The sequence below is a fragment of the Billgrantia pellis genome (assembly GCF_008297955.1).
Taxonomy (GTDB): Bacteria; Pseudomonadota; Gammaproteobacteria; order Pseudomonadales; family Halomonadaceae; genus Halomonas; species Halomonas pellis.
On the sequence record NZ_VTPY01000002.1, the window covers coordinates 57,108 to 71,223 of the forward strand.

The 14,116-nt window shown below is 63.4% G+C and carries 18 protein-coding genes; 12 read left to right on the forward strand and 6 right to left on the reverse strand.

The genetic code is table 11. The features are described 5' to 3' along the window. Nucleotides 1–83: 83 nt before the first annotated feature. Together F0A17_RS03790 and F0A17_RS03795 are read left to right on the forward strand one after the other, a co-directional pair. Entirely contained in the window at nt 84–1,736 is a 1,653-nt protein-coding gene (locus tag F0A17_RS03790) for a nitrite/sulfite reductase (protein WP_149327039.1), read from the forward strand. After that, entirely contained in the window at nt 1,729–2,262 is a 534-nt protein-coding gene (locus F0A17_RS03795; protein WP_149327040.1) for a DUF934 domain-containing protein, read from the forward strand. Before F0A17_RS03790 ends, F0A17_RS03795 begins: the two co-directional genes overlap by 8 nt. Nucleotides 2,263–2,352: 90 nt before the next feature. Here F0A17_RS03795 and smrA read toward each other — a convergent pair whose 3' ends face one another. After that, nucleotides 2,353–2,946 (reverse strand): DNA endonuclease SmrA, encoded by a 594-nt coding sequence (gene smrA, locus F0A17_RS03800; RefSeq protein ID WP_149327041.1) that lies wholly within the window; start codon nt 2,944–2,946, stop codon nt 2,353–2,355. Between the two features lie 140 nt (nt 2,947–3,086). On the opposite strand from smrA, the gene F0A17_RS03805 reads away from it, so the two are divergent. The 5 genes from F0A17_RS03805 (at nt 3,087) to pdxH (ending at nt 5,766) form a co-directional block, all read left to right on the forward strand. Next, nucleotides 3,087–3,536 carry a gamma-glutamylcyclotransferase family protein gene (locus F0A17_RS03805; RefSeq protein WP_149327042.1) on the forward strand — a complete coding sequence of 150 codons (450 nt, stop codon included), beginning with the start codon at nt 3,087–3,089 and terminating at the stop codon, nt 3,534–3,536. Nucleotides 3,537–3,626: 90 nt separating this feature from the next. Next, nucleotides 3,627–3,980 carry an arsenate reductase (glutaredoxin) gene (arsC, locus tag F0A17_RS03810; protein ID WP_149327043.1) on the forward strand — a complete coding sequence of 118 codons (354 nt, stop codon included), beginning with the start codon at nt 3,627–3,629 and terminating at the stop codon, nt 3,978–3,980. Between the two features lie 35 nt (nt 3,981–4,015). Further along, the gene (gene wrbA, locus F0A17_RS03815; RefSeq protein WP_149327044.1) at nt 4,016–4,636 is read left to right on the forward strand and encodes an NAD(P)H:quinone oxidoreductase; all 621 of its coding nucleotides are present in this window, start codon (nt 4,016–4,018) and stop codon (nt 4,634–4,636) included. Then, complete coding sequence (locus F0A17_RS03820; RefSeq protein WP_149327045.1) at nt 4,633–5,031, forward strand: DUF2069 domain-containing protein; 399 nt, start codon at nt 4,633–4,635, stop codon at nt 5,029–5,031. Before wrbA ends, F0A17_RS03820 begins: the two co-directional genes overlap by 4 nt. 93 nt (nt 5,032–5,124) lie before the next feature. Continuing rightward, nucleotides 5,125–5,766, forward strand: coding sequence for a pyridoxamine 5'-phosphate oxidase (pdxH, locus tag F0A17_RS03825; protein ID WP_149327046.1), 642 nt, complete (start codon nt 5,125–5,127; stop codon nt 5,764–5,766). 45 nt (nt 5,767–5,811) lie between these two features. On the opposite strand, the gene F0A17_RS03830 is transcribed toward pdxH, so the two are convergent. After that, nucleotides 5,812–8,559 (reverse strand): bifunctional acetate--CoA ligase family protein/GNAT family N-acetyltransferase, encoded by a 2,748-nt coding sequence (locus F0A17_RS03830; protein WP_149327047.1) that lies wholly within the window; start codon nt 8,557–8,559, stop codon nt 5,812–5,814. A 104-nt stretch (nt 8,560–8,663) separates the two neighbouring features. Between F0A17_RS03830 and F0A17_RS03835 the strand changes: the two genes are divergently transcribed. From F0A17_RS03835 to F0A17_RS03855, 5 genes are all read left to right on the forward strand, one after another. Further along, nucleotides 8,664–9,599, forward strand: a complete 936-nt coding sequence (locus F0A17_RS03835; protein ID WP_149327048.1) for a histone deacetylase family protein — start codon at nt 8,664–8,666, stop codon at nt 9,597–9,599. Between the two features lie 114 nt (nt 9,600–9,713). Beyond that, on the forward strand, nt 9,714–10,346 hold the full coding sequence (locus F0A17_RS03840; protein ID WP_149327049.1) for a helix-turn-helix domain-containing protein: 633 nt from the start codon (nt 9,714–9,716) through the stop codon (nt 10,344–10,346). Nucleotides 10,347–10,421: 75 nt separating this feature from the next. After that, the gene (locus tag F0A17_RS03845; RefSeq protein ID WP_149327050.1) at nt 10,422–10,742 is read left to right on the forward strand and encodes a DUF1244 domain-containing protein; all 321 of its coding nucleotides are present in this window, start codon (nt 10,422–10,424) and stop codon (nt 10,740–10,742) included. Then, nucleotides 10,739–11,260: a molybdenum cofactor biosynthesis protein B gene (moaB, locus tag F0A17_RS03850; RefSeq protein ID WP_149327051.1), complete on the forward strand. Its 522-nt coding sequence runs from the start codon at nt 10,739–10,741 to the stop codon at nt 11,258–11,260. Before F0A17_RS03845 ends, moaB begins: the two co-directional genes overlap by 4 nt. Continuing rightward, on the forward strand, nt 11,253–12,461 hold the full coding sequence (locus F0A17_RS03855) for a molybdopterin molybdotransferase MoeA (RefSeq protein ID WP_149327052.1): 1,209 nt from the start codon (nt 11,253–11,255) through the stop codon (nt 12,459–12,461). Before moaB ends, F0A17_RS03855 begins: the two co-directional genes overlap by 8 nt. Before the next feature lie 15 nt (nt 12,462–12,476). Here F0A17_RS03855 and F0A17_RS03860 read toward each other — a convergent pair whose 3' ends face one another. The 4 genes from F0A17_RS03860 to tusC are packed head-to-tail and all read right to left on the reverse strand — an operon-like array spanning nt 12,477 to nt 14,109. Then, nucleotides 12,477–13,049 (reverse strand): acyl carrier protein phosphodiesterase, encoded by a 573-nt coding sequence (locus F0A17_RS03860; protein ID WP_149327053.1) that lies wholly within the window; start codon nt 13,047–13,049, stop codon nt 12,477–12,479. A gap of 10 nt (nt 13,050–13,059) precedes the next feature. Further along, on the reverse strand, nt 13,060–13,413 hold the full coding sequence (locus F0A17_RS03865) for a TusE/DsrC/DsvC family sulfur relay protein (RefSeq protein ID WP_149327054.1): 354 nt from the start codon (nt 13,411–13,413) through the stop codon (nt 13,060–13,062). Then, entirely contained in the window at nt 13,413–13,703 is a 291-nt protein-coding gene (gene tusB / locus F0A17_RS03870; protein WP_149327055.1) for a sulfurtransferase complex subunit TusB, read from the reverse strand. Before tusB ends, F0A17_RS03865 begins: the two co-directional genes overlap by 1 nt. A 28-nt stretch (nt 13,704–13,731) precedes the next feature. Next, nucleotides 13,732–14,109: a sulfurtransferase complex subunit TusC gene (gene tusC / locus F0A17_RS03875; protein ID WP_149327056.1), complete on the reverse strand. Its 378-nt coding sequence runs from the start codon at nt 14,107–14,109 to the stop codon at nt 13,732–13,734. Nucleotides 14,110–14,116: the final 7 nt, after the last annotated feature.

Sequence of the window (14,116 nt, forward strand, 5' to 3'; positions counted from 1 at the left end):
TTTATTCTTTCATAGAATAATGCCCGAGGCGTTAAGGTGCCTCCTTGACGCTTCGCCATTCCCCTAGCAGCAGGACCGGCTGAATGTATCGCTACGACACCCATGATCAGACCCTGGTCAATGAACGCGTCGCCCAGTTTCGCGACCAGATGAGCCGCTATCTGGCCGGGCGCATCAGCGACGAGGAGTTTCTGCCGCTGCGCGTGCAGAACGGGCTCTATGTCCAGCGGCATGCGCCGATGCTGCGCATCGCCATTCCCTACGGCATGCTGGCGTCCTATCAGTTGCGCAAGCTGGGCGATCTGGCGCGCGACTACGACCGCGGCTATGGCCATTTCACCACGCGCACCAATCTTCAGCTCAACTGGCCGAAGCTGGAAACGGTACCGGACATGCTGGCCGAGCTGGCCAGCGTGCAGATGCACGCGATCCAGACCAGCGGCAACGACATCCGCAACACCTCCACCGACCAGTTTGCCGGCGTTGCCGAGGACGAAGAGGTCGATCCGCGGCCCTGGTGCGAGCTGATTCGTCAATGGTCCACCTTTCACCCCGAGTTCACCTACCTACCGCGCAAGTTCAAGATCGCCGTGACCGGTGCCGCCGAGGACCGTGCAGCGATACAGGTGCATGACGTCGGTCTGCGCCTGTGGCGCGACGAGGAGGGCGAGGTGCGCGTGCGGGTGCTCGCCGGCGGTGGACTGGGGCGTACGCCGATGATCGGCGAGATCGTACGCGACGACCTCCCCTGGCAGCACCTGCTGACGTATCTCGAGGCCCTGGTCCGGGTCTACAACCAGTTCGGCCGCCGCGACAACAAGTTCAAGGCCCGCATCAAGATTCTGGTCAAGGCGCTGGGCGTCGAGGAGTTCCGCCGGCGCGTCGACGCCGAATGGGCGCACCTCAAGGACGGGCCACAGACGCTGACGCGCGAGGCCGTCGAGGCGATGCAGTCGCACTTCGTCGACCCCGAACGGCGCCCCGTCAGCGACGAGGCGGTTGCCGACTTCGAGCGCTTGCGCGGCGAGAACCGCGCCTTTGCCCGCTTCGTCACCAACAACGTGCAGGGGCACAAGGTGCCCGGCTACAAGGCCGTGACCCTGGCGCTCAAGCGCCGCGGCCACTCGCCCGGCGATCTCACCTGGGAGCAGATGCATCAGGTCGCGGACCTGGCAGACGAATACAGCTACGGTGAGATTCGCGTCACCCACGAGCAGAATCTAGTGCTGGCCGACGTGCCGCTCGATCGGCTCGAGGAGCTTTGGCATCGACTCGAGGAGCTCGGTCTGGCAAATCCCACCGTGGGTACCCTGGCCGACCTGATCTGCTGCCCCGGCGGTGACTATTGCGCCCTGGCCAACGCCAAGTCGATTCCGGTCGCCCAGGCGATTCAGGAGCGCTTCGAGGATTTCGATTTCCTCTATGACCTGGGGCCGCTGGATCTCAATATCTCCGGTTGCATGAACGCTTGCGGACACCACCACGTCGGTCATATCGGCATCCTCGGCGTCGACAAGAAGGGCGAGGAGTGGTACCAGATCTCGCTCGGCGGCGCCCAGGGCAACGAATCATCGCTGGGCAAGATTCTCGGCCCCTCGTTCGACCGCGAGAGCGTTCCGGACGTCATCGACAAGGTGCTGCAGGTCTATGTCGGCCAGCGCATCGAAGGTGAAACCTTCATCGAGACCTATCGCCGCATCGGCCTCAAGCCTTTCAAGGAGCGGGTATATGCCTGATCAAGAGACTTCCGTGCGCCCCTTCATTCGCGCCGGTCAGCCGGCCGAAGACCGCTGGGTGCTGGTTCGTGAAGAGGATGCGGCCCTGCCCGACTCCCCCGCGATCGTGCCGCTGGCGCGCTGGCTGGAGCGGGAAGCAGGCAGCGAACTGGCGCCATGGCTGTCGAGCGATACCGAACTGACGCCGGAGCTGGCTGACGCGTTGGTCGTCGCGCCGCTGATCGCCATCGACTTTCCCAAGTTCACCGATGGGCGCGGCTACAGCCTGGCACGCCTGCTGCGCGAGCGCTACGGCTACGATGGCGAGGTGCGTGCCATCGGCGACGTACTGGTCGACCAGGTCTTCTTCCTCTCTCGCTGCGGCTTCGACGCGTTATCACTACGCGAGGACCAGTGGCTCGAAGACGCGCTGCGTGCGCTCAACGCATTCAGCCGCGCCTATCAGCCCGCCGTCGACGAACCGGAGCCGCTGTTCCGTCACCGTCTGCGTGAAGCCGTGAAGCGGGCAGAACCGGCGCTGGTCTGAGGCGCTCACCAGGCTGATCTTCGCTGTTTCAGCGAAACCGCTTTACCGTCAAGCCGGCCCCCGGGCCGGCTTGACGCGTTGTGCGCGACATTAGCCGCGACGCTTCTGCTGACGTTCGCGGTTGTCCGCTCTTGCCCGTTCACTCTTGCGCAGCATTACCCAGGTGGCCCCAAGGCCGCCATCGGCTTGCTGCGCCGATACATAGGCCTGCACCTCCTCGAATTGAATCAGCCACTTGGCCAGGTAAGAGCGAAGGACATTGGCGGGGCTGTCGATCTCTTGGCCACGGCCGTGCACGATGAGCACGGAGCGAAGATCATGGGCGTAGGCGTCGCGAATGAAGGATGGCAGCATGCGACGACATTCCCCCAAGGGACGACGCAGCAGGTGCAGGCGCGTCTGGGCCGGATACCCCCCATGCCGTAGCCGGTCGACCACCCCTTGCTGGATGCCGTCGCGCCTGACTTCAATGGGATCGAACGGCGGCAGCAGCTCGACGAAATCATCCGAGAGGAAGCTATCCTGGGCGATCTCTGCCTGGGCGCTCTCGCGCCGGGCCAATTGTGCCTCGGTGGGATGGCGGCGACGCGGCCCGGGGTTGGCTCGATTGTCGCTTCTGCGCAGCGGCTTCACATCTCCCATCAGCGCCCTGAAATCGTGATCCTCGTGTGCCGACTGGGTCATGGCATCCTCCGCTGTGTTCGAGCCTTGCCCTCATGCTAGCAGAGTGCCAAGTAGGGTTAGAACCGGACAGCCCCCTATCTGCCATGGCAGCATAGCGCTGCTCCCGCTACCTGTCGCCGCTTCTGCTACGAGGTAAACGCATGCGTCCTCCCCATGTCGCCGTTGGTCTGCTGATGCTGATCTTCGCTCCACTAGGCTGGCTGTGGCTCACCCTGCTCAGCCCCTTCACCTATGAGCGGCCTGCGCACCTGCCCGATATCGAGCCAGGGCGGCATCGCGTCTTCGTCTACGGCACCCTGCGTCTCGCCCCGGTGCGTTGGGTGGTGATGGGGCGGGCGGGAGAGACGCAGCCAGCGGTTATCGAGGGCTATCGCCGTGAGGCACTCGACTTGGAGGCGTCTCCCGAAGACCGGGTCCGGGGCGAGGTGATTATCGTCAATGCCGAGGAGTTGAGACGCCTGGATCGCTATGAGCGCCTCGGCATTCGCTATGAAAGAGTTCCCATGCGCCTGGCGGACGGTCAGCTGGCCTGGGTCTATCGTCGCCGCGACGAAGCCGCGCAGCCGCATCCGGCCATCGATGGAACCTGATGGGCGAAGCGTCGGGGCAGACTGCGGTTGTGGCCGGCATGGCGGCCCTTCTACAATACGGGTCTCTTTCAAGGATCGAGGAGTCTCGCCATGGCCATCACGCTCTATCACAATCCTCGCTGTTCCAAGTCCCGTCAGGCGCTGGCACTGCTCGAGGAGCACGGCGCCGAGGTCACGGTGCGCCGCTACCTCGACGATCCGCTGAGCGAGGAGGAGTTGCGTGACCTGATGTCGCGCCTGGATGCCGACGGCGAGCGACTGGTGCGTACCCAGGAGCCCGAGTGGCAAGAAGTCGAAATCAACCTGGAGGACCAGGAGCAGGTGATCCGTGCCATCGTCACCCATCCCAAGCTGATGGAGCGGCCCATCGCCGACGATGGCAAGCGAGCCGTGATCGGGCGTCCGCCAGAGGATGTGCTCGCCCTGGTTCATGCCGCCGACTGATACGCTCCCCTCGTCCACTTCTATCGGGAAACACGATGCGCGAACCCCTGCCCTACGTGCTGATCCTGTATTACTCCCGCCACGGTGCCACACGAACCATGGCTGAACAGTTTGCCGTCGGTGTCGAATCCTGCCCCGGCATCGAGGCGCGCCTGCGTACCGTGCCGCCGGTGTCTCCCACCTGCGAAGCCGTCGATCCCGAGATCCCCGCCGAAGGCGCCATCTATGCCGATCTCGACGATCTGCGCCACTGCGCCGCGCTGGCACTGGGCAGTCCGACCCGTTTCGGCAACATGGCTGCACCGCTCAAGTACTTCATCGATTCGACCAGCGCGCTATGGGTGAACGGTGCGCTCGTGGACAAACCGGCGACCGCCTTTACCTCGACATCGAGCCTGCATGGCGGACAGGAAACCACCCTGGTTTCCATGCTGTTGCCGTTGCTGCACCACGGCATGGTATATGCGGGGCTGCCCTATAGCGAGACCGACCTGATGACTACCACTGCCGGCGGCACGCCCTACGGATCGAGTCACGTGGCCGGCCAGCGCAGCGATCAACCGCTCGCCGACGCCGAGCGCCGCCTGGTGCGTGCGCAGGGTCGGCGGTTGGCCCGTCTGGCCCTGGCGCTAGATGGCATGCGGGAAGCACCATGAGGCGCTGGGTCGAGGAGCTCGAGGCGCGCCATGGACTGGCCCTGTTGACCGAGCGCAGCCGTCGCCTGGTTCTGGGGAGCTACGGCATCCTCTTTCTTCTGCTGGTATGGAGCGGGCTGGCGATGGAGGCCGGTACCCATCCCTTGACCCCTATCATCGTACGCATCCTGCCCCTGGCACTGTTCCTGCCGTCGATTCTCGGCCGGCGACCGCGCGGGCATGCCTGGCTGGCCTTCGTCAGCCTGCTCTATTTCATCCAGGGAGTCATGGTGGCCACCCTGCCGGGCCAGGCCCTGCTGGGAGGGCTGGAAGCCCTGGCCTCGCTGGCGCTGTTCACAGGGTGCATGTTCTACGCCCGCTTTCGCAGCCGCCAGCTCAAGACCTATCACGGGTAACGTGCGCAGGGATGAACGACGCCATGGTTCGCGCGAGTGTTATGCAGTCCGACACCAGCGGCGACCATGTAGAAAAACGATGAGGAGAACGCCATGACACGCAACATTGCCGAGATTCGACGCGACTACGAAGGCGGCAGGCTGGATGAGGGCATGGTCCCCGAGGACCCCATGATGCTGTTCGACGAGTGGCTGATTCTCGCGCTGGATGCCGAAGGTGACGACGGCAATACGATGACGCTCGCCACGGCTGACAGCCAGGGCCTGCCGCATGCACGTATCGTGCTGCTCAAGGGCTATGATGACCGGGGGCTGGTCTTTTATACCAATTACCACAGCCACAAGGGCAGCGAGCTGACCAACGTGCCCCATGCAGCGCTGGTGTTCTGGTGGCCCTCGCTGGGTCGGCAAGTCCGTGTCGAGGGGGGCGTCGAGCAGGTCAGCGAAGAGGAATCGAACGCCTATTTCGATAGTCGTCCGCGGGCCAGCCAACTGGGCGCATGGGTGGCGACCCAGAGCGTGGTAATTCCCGACCGCAACTGGATTGAGGAACGCCAGCATCGCTTCGAACAGGCGTACGAGGGCCAGACTATCCCCCGGCCAGGGCACTGGGGCGGCTATCGTGTCGTGCCCCAGATGATCGAATTCTGGCAGGGACAACCGAGCCGCCTGCACGACCGTATCCGCTACGAGCTGCGAGACGGCACCTGGCACTCGTTCCGTATGGCGCCCTGACGCCATGCCGATGCGTCCCGCCACACGGCGGGGCGTTCGCCGTCTTCACTCCGGCAGGCTCTCCAGGCGATGACGCTGCCATTCGCTTTCCGGCTCGTTGAGACGCATTACCGCATCGATCACCTGCTCCTCCATGTTGTATCGGCAGCGGAAGCCCAGGTATTTCATCAGCGCCCGCATGGGATGGTTGTCGACCATGACCTTGCCGACCATTTCCAGCGTGCCCACGCTCTTGCAGTAGCTGATCATCTTCTTCATTAACAGACTGCCGAGCCCCTGCCCCGCCATGTCGTCGCGCACGATGATCGAGAACTCGGTACGTATGTTGTCCGGATCGTTCCATACCCGCACCACGCCAAGCATTTCCTTGTCGCCCTGTTCGTGCTGATGCTCGGCGATGAAAGCCATCTGGCGGTCGTAATTGATGTGCGACAGAATCGATAGATCGCGCTGACTCAGGTCGGACTTGTTGTGGAAGTAGCGAAAACGAATGCTCTCCTCCGACAGCTGGCTGTGAAAGCGGGTGATCAGCGGAGCGTCCTCGGCGCGGATGGGGCGCACCTCGACTCGCATGCCGTTGTTGAGAGTGACCCACTCGCGCAGCTCTTCAGGATAGGGAATGATCGCGAAGCGAGCAGGCGCTCCGAGGTCGAGGGCGAAATCCACGGCCAGCATGCCATCCCGGTTGAGCAGCAGCGGATTGAGCTCCAGGCCACGCAGTTCGAGCAGGTCGGAGGCCATCTGCGACAGCTTGACCAGTAGCTGGCAGAGCCGCTCCAGGTCCCGCTCGGCATGCGTGGAATGTTCACGTATCAAGCGTGCGGCGTGGGTCCGCCCTACCACATCGGCAGCCAACGTCATGTTCAGCGGTGGCAGCGCGACCTGACGATCGGCCAGGATATTGACCTTGTAGCCGCCGATGCCGAATACGATCAGCGGTCCGAATACCGGATCGCGGGTGATACCGGCACAGATCTGCATCGATTGCTTGCCGCGCTGCATCGGTTGTAAACAGTACTCGTGGATTCTTACCGGCGGGAATTTCTCGTGGACCTTCTCTCCGAGCCGGGTGATGCCCTCGGCGACCTGCTGCGGATCCCGCAGGTCCTGGAGCAATCCCGCCGATAGCTTGTGCGGGTGCTTGCGATAACGGAACGGACGGCAGTTTCCGTCATGCACGACCTTCAGCGCCCAGGGACCCTCCAGCTCGGCGGCGGCGCTTGCCGCCTCATCCGCCGTACGAACGTATCGACTGGGCGCCACAGGGATGCCATAGGCCTGGAGGACCTGGGCCGTCTCCGAATGCGAAAGGGTTTCGCGCCCCTCTTCCTTGGCCTTTTCGATCAGGGTGCGGCACTGCGCACGGATATCGGGAGTCGTGGCAAACGGCAGGCTCGGCGGGGTCTCCTGCAGCAGTGCCTGGACCCGCTGATAGTCGACCATGTGCATGAACGCCTTGACCGCTTTTTCCGGCGATACGTAGGTGGGAATGCCGGCCATGCTGCATTCGTGACGGGCATAGAGCGCACCTTCCAGCCCCATCCAACTGGTCAGCAGATTGCGTCGGAAGCGCTTGCGATTGGCGATGATCGCTTGCGCGGTGGTTTTCGACGGCGCCAGGCGGGTCGGAGCGTGGACCACGAGCACAGCGTCGACACCGGGATCGGATGCCACGATTTCCAGCGCCTCGACCAGCTTTACCGGCGTGGCGTTGCCCCCCAGATCGACCGGGTTCTCGCCGGGCTTGCTCATGTCGAACTCACCTTTACGCAGCGCCCTCCGAGTCTCTTCGTTGAAACCGGCTAGCCGGCCGCCAGCGCTGACCAGCTTGTCGATGGCCAGCATGGCCGGGCCGAGCCCGTTGGAGACGATGGCCAGGCGGTCGCCCTTGAGCGGTTTCATCTGTGACAGGGTCATCAACGCATCGAACAGCTCGTCGGAGTCGTTGACCCGTACCACGCCGGCGCGTGAGAAGGCGGCATCGAACACCACGTCGCGATTGGCGATGCCCGGCGTCGGAGGCATGTTGGAGAGGTCCGACTGCGGTGTGCGGCCGCTTTTGATCGCCAGTACCAGCCGGTTGCGCGAGGCGTCGCGCAGGGCGGTCATGAAATGCAGGGCGTCCTGGATACGCTCCAGATGAAGCAGGATGGCCTGGGTAGGTGCATACTGATTGATGTAGTCGATGAGGTCGGGAAGCATCACGTCAACGCTATCGCCCACCGTGATCAGATGGGAGAAGCCGATGCCGCGCCCCGCGGCCCAATCGATCATGGCGTTGCCGAGCATGCCCGATTGGCCCAAGTAAGCGACCTTGCCCGCCTTGACCGGCTGGCTGGCATATGAGGCGTTGATGTTGCGCCCCGGAACGATCAGACCCATGCACTCCGGACCCAGCACCCGGATGCCCGATTCACGTGCGGAGGCCAGCATGCGTTCGCGAATCGACCCCTTGCCCCCTTCGGGCTCGTCGAGGTGTGCCCCGCCGGAGAGCACCAGGGCGGCCCTGACGCCGATACGGCCCAGTCGCGAGATCACCTTCGGCAAAGTAGCGGCGGGAGTGCAGACGACGGCGAGATCCGGTGCCTCGGGCAACTCGCCGATCCGCGCCACGCAGGGCTGGCCGAACACCGTCTCGTACCCCTTCAGGTTGACCGCCCAGACGGTACCCGCAAAGCCGGCTTCCTGCAGGTTGCGAATCACAATGCCGCCGATGGAGTGGGTTTTTTCCGAGGCGCCGATCACTGCAATGGTGCGGGGTTCGAAAAAATGCCGCAGGAATCGGGTGCTCAAGAGGTCACCTCCGCCACAAGATTTCTTCCCTGTGTACGACTTATTGACACTGTTGTGCAAGGGTTCGCGCGCATTAAGGTGACGTCAGTTACTCTGGAGTTCATATGATCACGGCGTTCATCTCGCACCCTAACTGCGATCTCCACCATATGGGCCCGGAGCATCCCGAAAGCCCCCTGCGTCTGGAAGCCATTCGTGCTCGTCTGGCGCTTTCCGGATTGCTGCAGCAGACCATGCAATCGGAAGCCCGCCCCGCCACCGAGGAAGAGCTGAGTCGCGTCCACCCTCTTCGCCACCTGCGCGCGCTGGACAAGTGCGTTCCCGAATCGGGCATCGTCGCCCTCGATAGCGATACGCTGATGAACCCCGATAGCCTGGAAGCCGCTCGAATCGCGGCCGGCGCGGTGATTCGTGGCATCGATCAGGTCTATCGCAGCCAGGCGGACAATGTCTTCTGTGCCGTGCGCCCGCCGGGGCATCATGCCGAAACCACCGATGCCATGGGCTTCTGCTTCTACAACAACATTGCCGTGGGGGCCGCCCACGCCAGAGCCCGTTACGGGGTGAAGCGCATCGCCATTCTCGATTTCGATGTTCACCAGTGCAACGGCACTATCGATATCTTCAAGGATGACCCCGATACCTTGATTTGCACGAGTTATCAGTTCCCCTTCTACCCTTGGCGTTACCTGCGCAGCGAGTGGCAGAACGTGATCAATACCCCGCTGGAGGCCGGTACCGATGGCCCCGTTTTCCGCCGTGCGATAGAGGACGACTGGCTACCCGCCTTGCACGCCTTCAAGCCCGAGCTGGTGCTGGTGTCGGCCGGCTTCGACGCCCATCGCGCGGATCCCATGGCGGAGCTCTGCCTGGAAGACGAGGACTACTACTGGGTCACCCGGCTGGCGCTGGATATCGCCGCGTTATACGCCGACAACCGTCTGGTGTCGGTACTTGAAGGCGGTTACGACCTGGATGCGCTTGGACGCAGCGCCGAAGCCCATGTCAAGGCGCTGCTCGGCCTACCCTTCAAGGATTGAACCGGGCACCGCGAGTGTCGGTGGCAGACATCGCGATGGCGACGCCTGGCCGATGCACAAGGCATCTTCTGTGGTACGCTTCGGGAAATTCTGTTTCCAATAGTGAATTCATCGATGCCCGCCAATACCGACCAGCAGGCCGCCCTGCGCATCGCTTCCGGGCGCAAGCCCTTCGTCGAGCCACTGCGCCTGGGCGAGAGACTCAAGGAAATCCGTCTCGCTAATCACTGGACACTAGAGGACGTAAGCCAGCGTACCGGCCTGGCGCGCTCCACCTTGTCCAAGATCGAGAACAACCAGATTTCGCCCACGTTTACCGCGGTCCAGAAACTGATCAACGGCCTTGGCATCGATCTGCCCCAACTGCTGACACCGCCCCGGGTGCAGGCGCGAACCATGGGCCGGCGTGACCTGACCCGGCAGGGCGAAGGTCAGCACCACCCCACCCCGACCTACGAGCATGAACTGCTCAGTTGCGAACTGGCCCAGAAACGCATGATACCGTTCAAGACTATCGTGCGTGCGCGTAGCTTCGACGAGTTCAGCGAATGGGTCCGCCATGATGGCGAGGAGTTCTTGATGGTGCTGACGGGCGAGATACAGCTATATACCGAATTCTACGAACCGCTGCAGCTCGCCCAAGGCGACAGTATCTACTTCGATAGCGACATGGGCCATGCGCTGGTTTCGGTGAGCGAAGAGGATGCCGTGGTGCTCTCGGTGTGTACGAGAGGTGACGCCGCCTAATCGAGTCCGTCGAGCCTGTCACGTGACTCCGCCGTGATTTGTTATCCTGAGGCAATCTCAACAAGGAGCCTTCTCATGAAGCATCTCGACGACGCGACACGTACCCGGCTGGAGGCGGCCGCCTTTCGCCGCCTGATGCGCCACCTGGACGCCAACAGGGATGTGCAGAACATCGATCTGATGATCCTTGCCGACTTCTGCCGCAACTGTCTCTCGAAATGGCTGGTCGCAGCCGCCGAGGACGAGGGCGCCGAACTCGATTACGAGGCTGCACGCGAATACGTCTACGGCATGCCTTACGAGGTGTGGAAGGCGAATCATCAGCTGCCGGCGACCCCGGAGCAGCTAGCTGCGCTCGAGGTACGCCAGGCCCAAAAGCGGGAACGGGATACATGAGCGAGGCGATGATTCCGCTCAATATTGCGGTGCTTACCATCTCCGATACGCGCGATTTCAGCAACGACCGCAGCGGCGCCCTGCTCGCCGAGCGCCTCGCCGAGGCCGGGCATCGTCTCGCCGAGCGACGCATCGTCGCCGATGACGTCTACCGTATCCGGGCGGTGGTCTCCGAATGGATCGCCGAGCCGGGGATTCAGGTCGTTCTGACCACCGGCGGAACCGGCTTCACCGGGCGCGACTCAACGCCAGAGGCGGTCTCGGTGCTTCTCGACAAGCGAATCGAGGGGTTTGGCGAGCAGTTCCGCCAGCTCTCTTATGGGGAAATCGGCAGTTCAACCATTCAGAGCCGCTGCCTAGGCGGATTGGCCAACGCCACCGCGGTATTCTGCCTGCCGGGCTCGAGCGGCGCATGTCGCACGGCGTGGGACGGCCTGCTCGTCGAACAGCTCGATAGTCGCCACCAACCCTGCAATTTCGCCAACCTGGTCATTCCGGAACGAGGCCAGCATGGCTGAACTGCAGAGCGTCGAAGCGGCGTTAGCTGCGCTGCTCAGAGGCGTGACACCCGTCGATTCGGAAATCGTGGCCTGTGAGGTGGCAAAGCGCCGCGTCCTGGCCGAAGAGGTCATCGCTCGTCTCGATGTGCCGCCATTCGACAACAGCGCGATGGATGGCTACGCCCTGCACCATGCCGACGCCGGTGCACGGTTGCCCATTTCCCAGCGCATCGCGGCCGGCATGGCCCCGCAACCTTTGGCCCGTGGCACCTGCGCCCGGATCTTCACCGGCGCAGCGCTGCCGCCCGGTGCCGACTGCGTGGTAATGCAAGAAAAGGTCGAACTCGACGGCGGCGAAGCGATAATCCCGGCCCCGGTGACAGTGAACAACAACGTGCGCCATCGCGGAAGCGACGTGACGGCCGGCGCCGTGTTGCTCGAGCGCGGCGAGCGTCTGGATGCCGCGGCGCTGGGGTATCTGGCGAGCCAAGGGATCGTCGAGGTGTCGGTGCGCCGCCGCCCACGCTGCGCCCTGCTCAACAGTGGCGACGAGATCGTCGAACCCGGCCAGGCGCTCGGACCCGGCCAAATCTACAATTCCAACCGCGCCATGCTGCGGAACCTGCTGGAAAGTTTCGGGGCCGAGGTGACTTTCATCGCCTCGATGCCCGATGATGCCGAGGGAACTCGGGCCATATTGGCGCTCGCTGCCGAGCAGGCCGATGTGGTGGTGTCGACGGGTGGGGTCAGTGTGGGCGAGGAGGACCATGTCAAGGCAGCCATCGAGGCAGTCGGCCAACTCGACCTCTGGCGCCTGGCGCTCAAGCCAGGCAAACCTCTCGCGTTGGGGCGGCTCGCCGGCAGCGATACGCGTACGGTTCGCTTCATCGGACTGCCCGGCAATCCCGTCTCCAGCTTCGTTGCTGCCTGGCTCTTTCTGCGTCCGCTGATGGGCGCCCTGCTCGATTGCCCAGCGATGGGCAGCCTGCCTGTCTTGCCTGCTCGCGCCGCCTTCGCGGCCCGCACCGGAGCGCGCCGACATTATATGCGCGTCACCCTGACGATGGATGGCAGAGACATCACCGCGCACGCTTTCCCGGATCAAGGCTCCGGCGTGCTTTCTTCCTGTGTCGGTGCCGATGCGCTAGCAGTGATACCCGCCGACGCGACTATCGATGAGGGCGACAGGATCGACTGCCTGTGGCTGCGAGTCGACTGAGACGCCTCCTAGGCATCAGTCGTACGGTATGATTTCGAGTTCATCGAGGAGCATCGGCCAGAGACGCCGAAAGTCCCGCTCCAGCCAGACATAGTCCTCCTGGAGCCACGGCACCAGCTCGGCCAGGCGATTCGGCCCCGACAGACGCTGCCCAATGCCGCGTACCGCGCCGCAGGTGAAGTCGAAGTCGGCGTAGCGGTGCAGCCAATCCTGCGCCACCAAAGCGGGAACCATGTGCTCCAGGCGCGTCGGGGCGGGACGGTGCCTAAGCACGTCGTAGCTTCGCAGCACCAGCGCCGAGCGACGACGATGCAGGCCCAGCTCGCGGGCAACGAAATGATCCCAGACCAGATCAAGGGCGATGCCCGCATAGCGACGCTGCGGACGAGGAGCCCGGCTGCGTGCCTCGCGCACGATCGGATGCGTATCGACATAGGCATCGACCCGACGATGATGGCGAATCCCGCCGGCCACTGCGCCGGGCCAGGCCGAGAGATCGCTTCCCTTGACCCCGTCGGCGATCAGGTTGCCGTAAAGGAAATCGTCGCTGCCACCGCGGGCCAGCCAAGCATGGGCCAGGAAGTTCATGTCGCCACCGTCAGAGGCAGTTGGCGGGCTTGGGCAGGCCGGCGAGTCGCGCGGCCTCCTTGGCCGGGCTGTCGGGAAAAAGCTTCATCAGATGTAGCGAACGTCCCTTTTCCGCCCCCAGCGCTTGAGCGACCGCCTTGACCAATGGCCGCATTGCAGGAGACGTCTCGTAGCGGGCGTAGAAATCGCGGATCACCGTGATGACTTCCCAATGCTCGTCGGTTAGCTCACGCCCCTCTTCCCTCGCCATGGCTTGGGCCACCTCCGGCGACCAGTCGGCGAGGTTCACCAGGTAGCCCTCTGGGTCGAGAGCCACGTCGCGTTCCACCACCGTCAGATAGCGATCGATCTCGGTGGAAGCCATCAGAACCAGCTCACTGTCTTGTCCGCCTCTTCGGTCAGGGTGACGAAGCCATCCACATCGACGACCTGGACGGTTTCGTCACAGCGCCCTATGAGCCCGCGGGCTACCAGATCCTCGCGCAGGGCAAAAAGGCGGCCTTGAACCGCCTGGAAGTGGCGCACTTGCGATGTCAGCGCACCCAGCACGCCATCCTCGGTCAAGAGCAGTCGATCCTCTGGTCCCATGGCGGACAGGGTGTCCCGATATACCAGACTGGTGCCGGGAGAGCGATTGAGAATATGCAGGATCATGAGCGGCCTCGTCGCGTTGACACTACCGTCAAAAAGTCAGTATGAGCCGATGAACGGCAATCAGCCGCGAGATTGTCGCATCATCGACGGGCAGTGCCGGAAGCTGTAGATCGTCGGGTGTCATGCCGAATCGATCCAACGCCGAGGCATCCACATAGAGCGATTCGATATCGTACATGGCCAGCATATCCAGCGTCGCTGCGGTTCCCTTCTGTCCCAGGGCACCGGCGCCCTGCCCCGGGATCAGGGCCATGATGCCGTCTCCCTGAAACAGCAGGCTGACGCTCTTGCCGAAGGCGGCGGCGACCAAGGCGGCGTCTAGGCCTTCACGCAGCCAACTGCTCCCATGGGGAGCGTGACGCAGGATGATCAACAGATCGCCATTGGCATCGGAGGGGGAGGACATCAGCGCT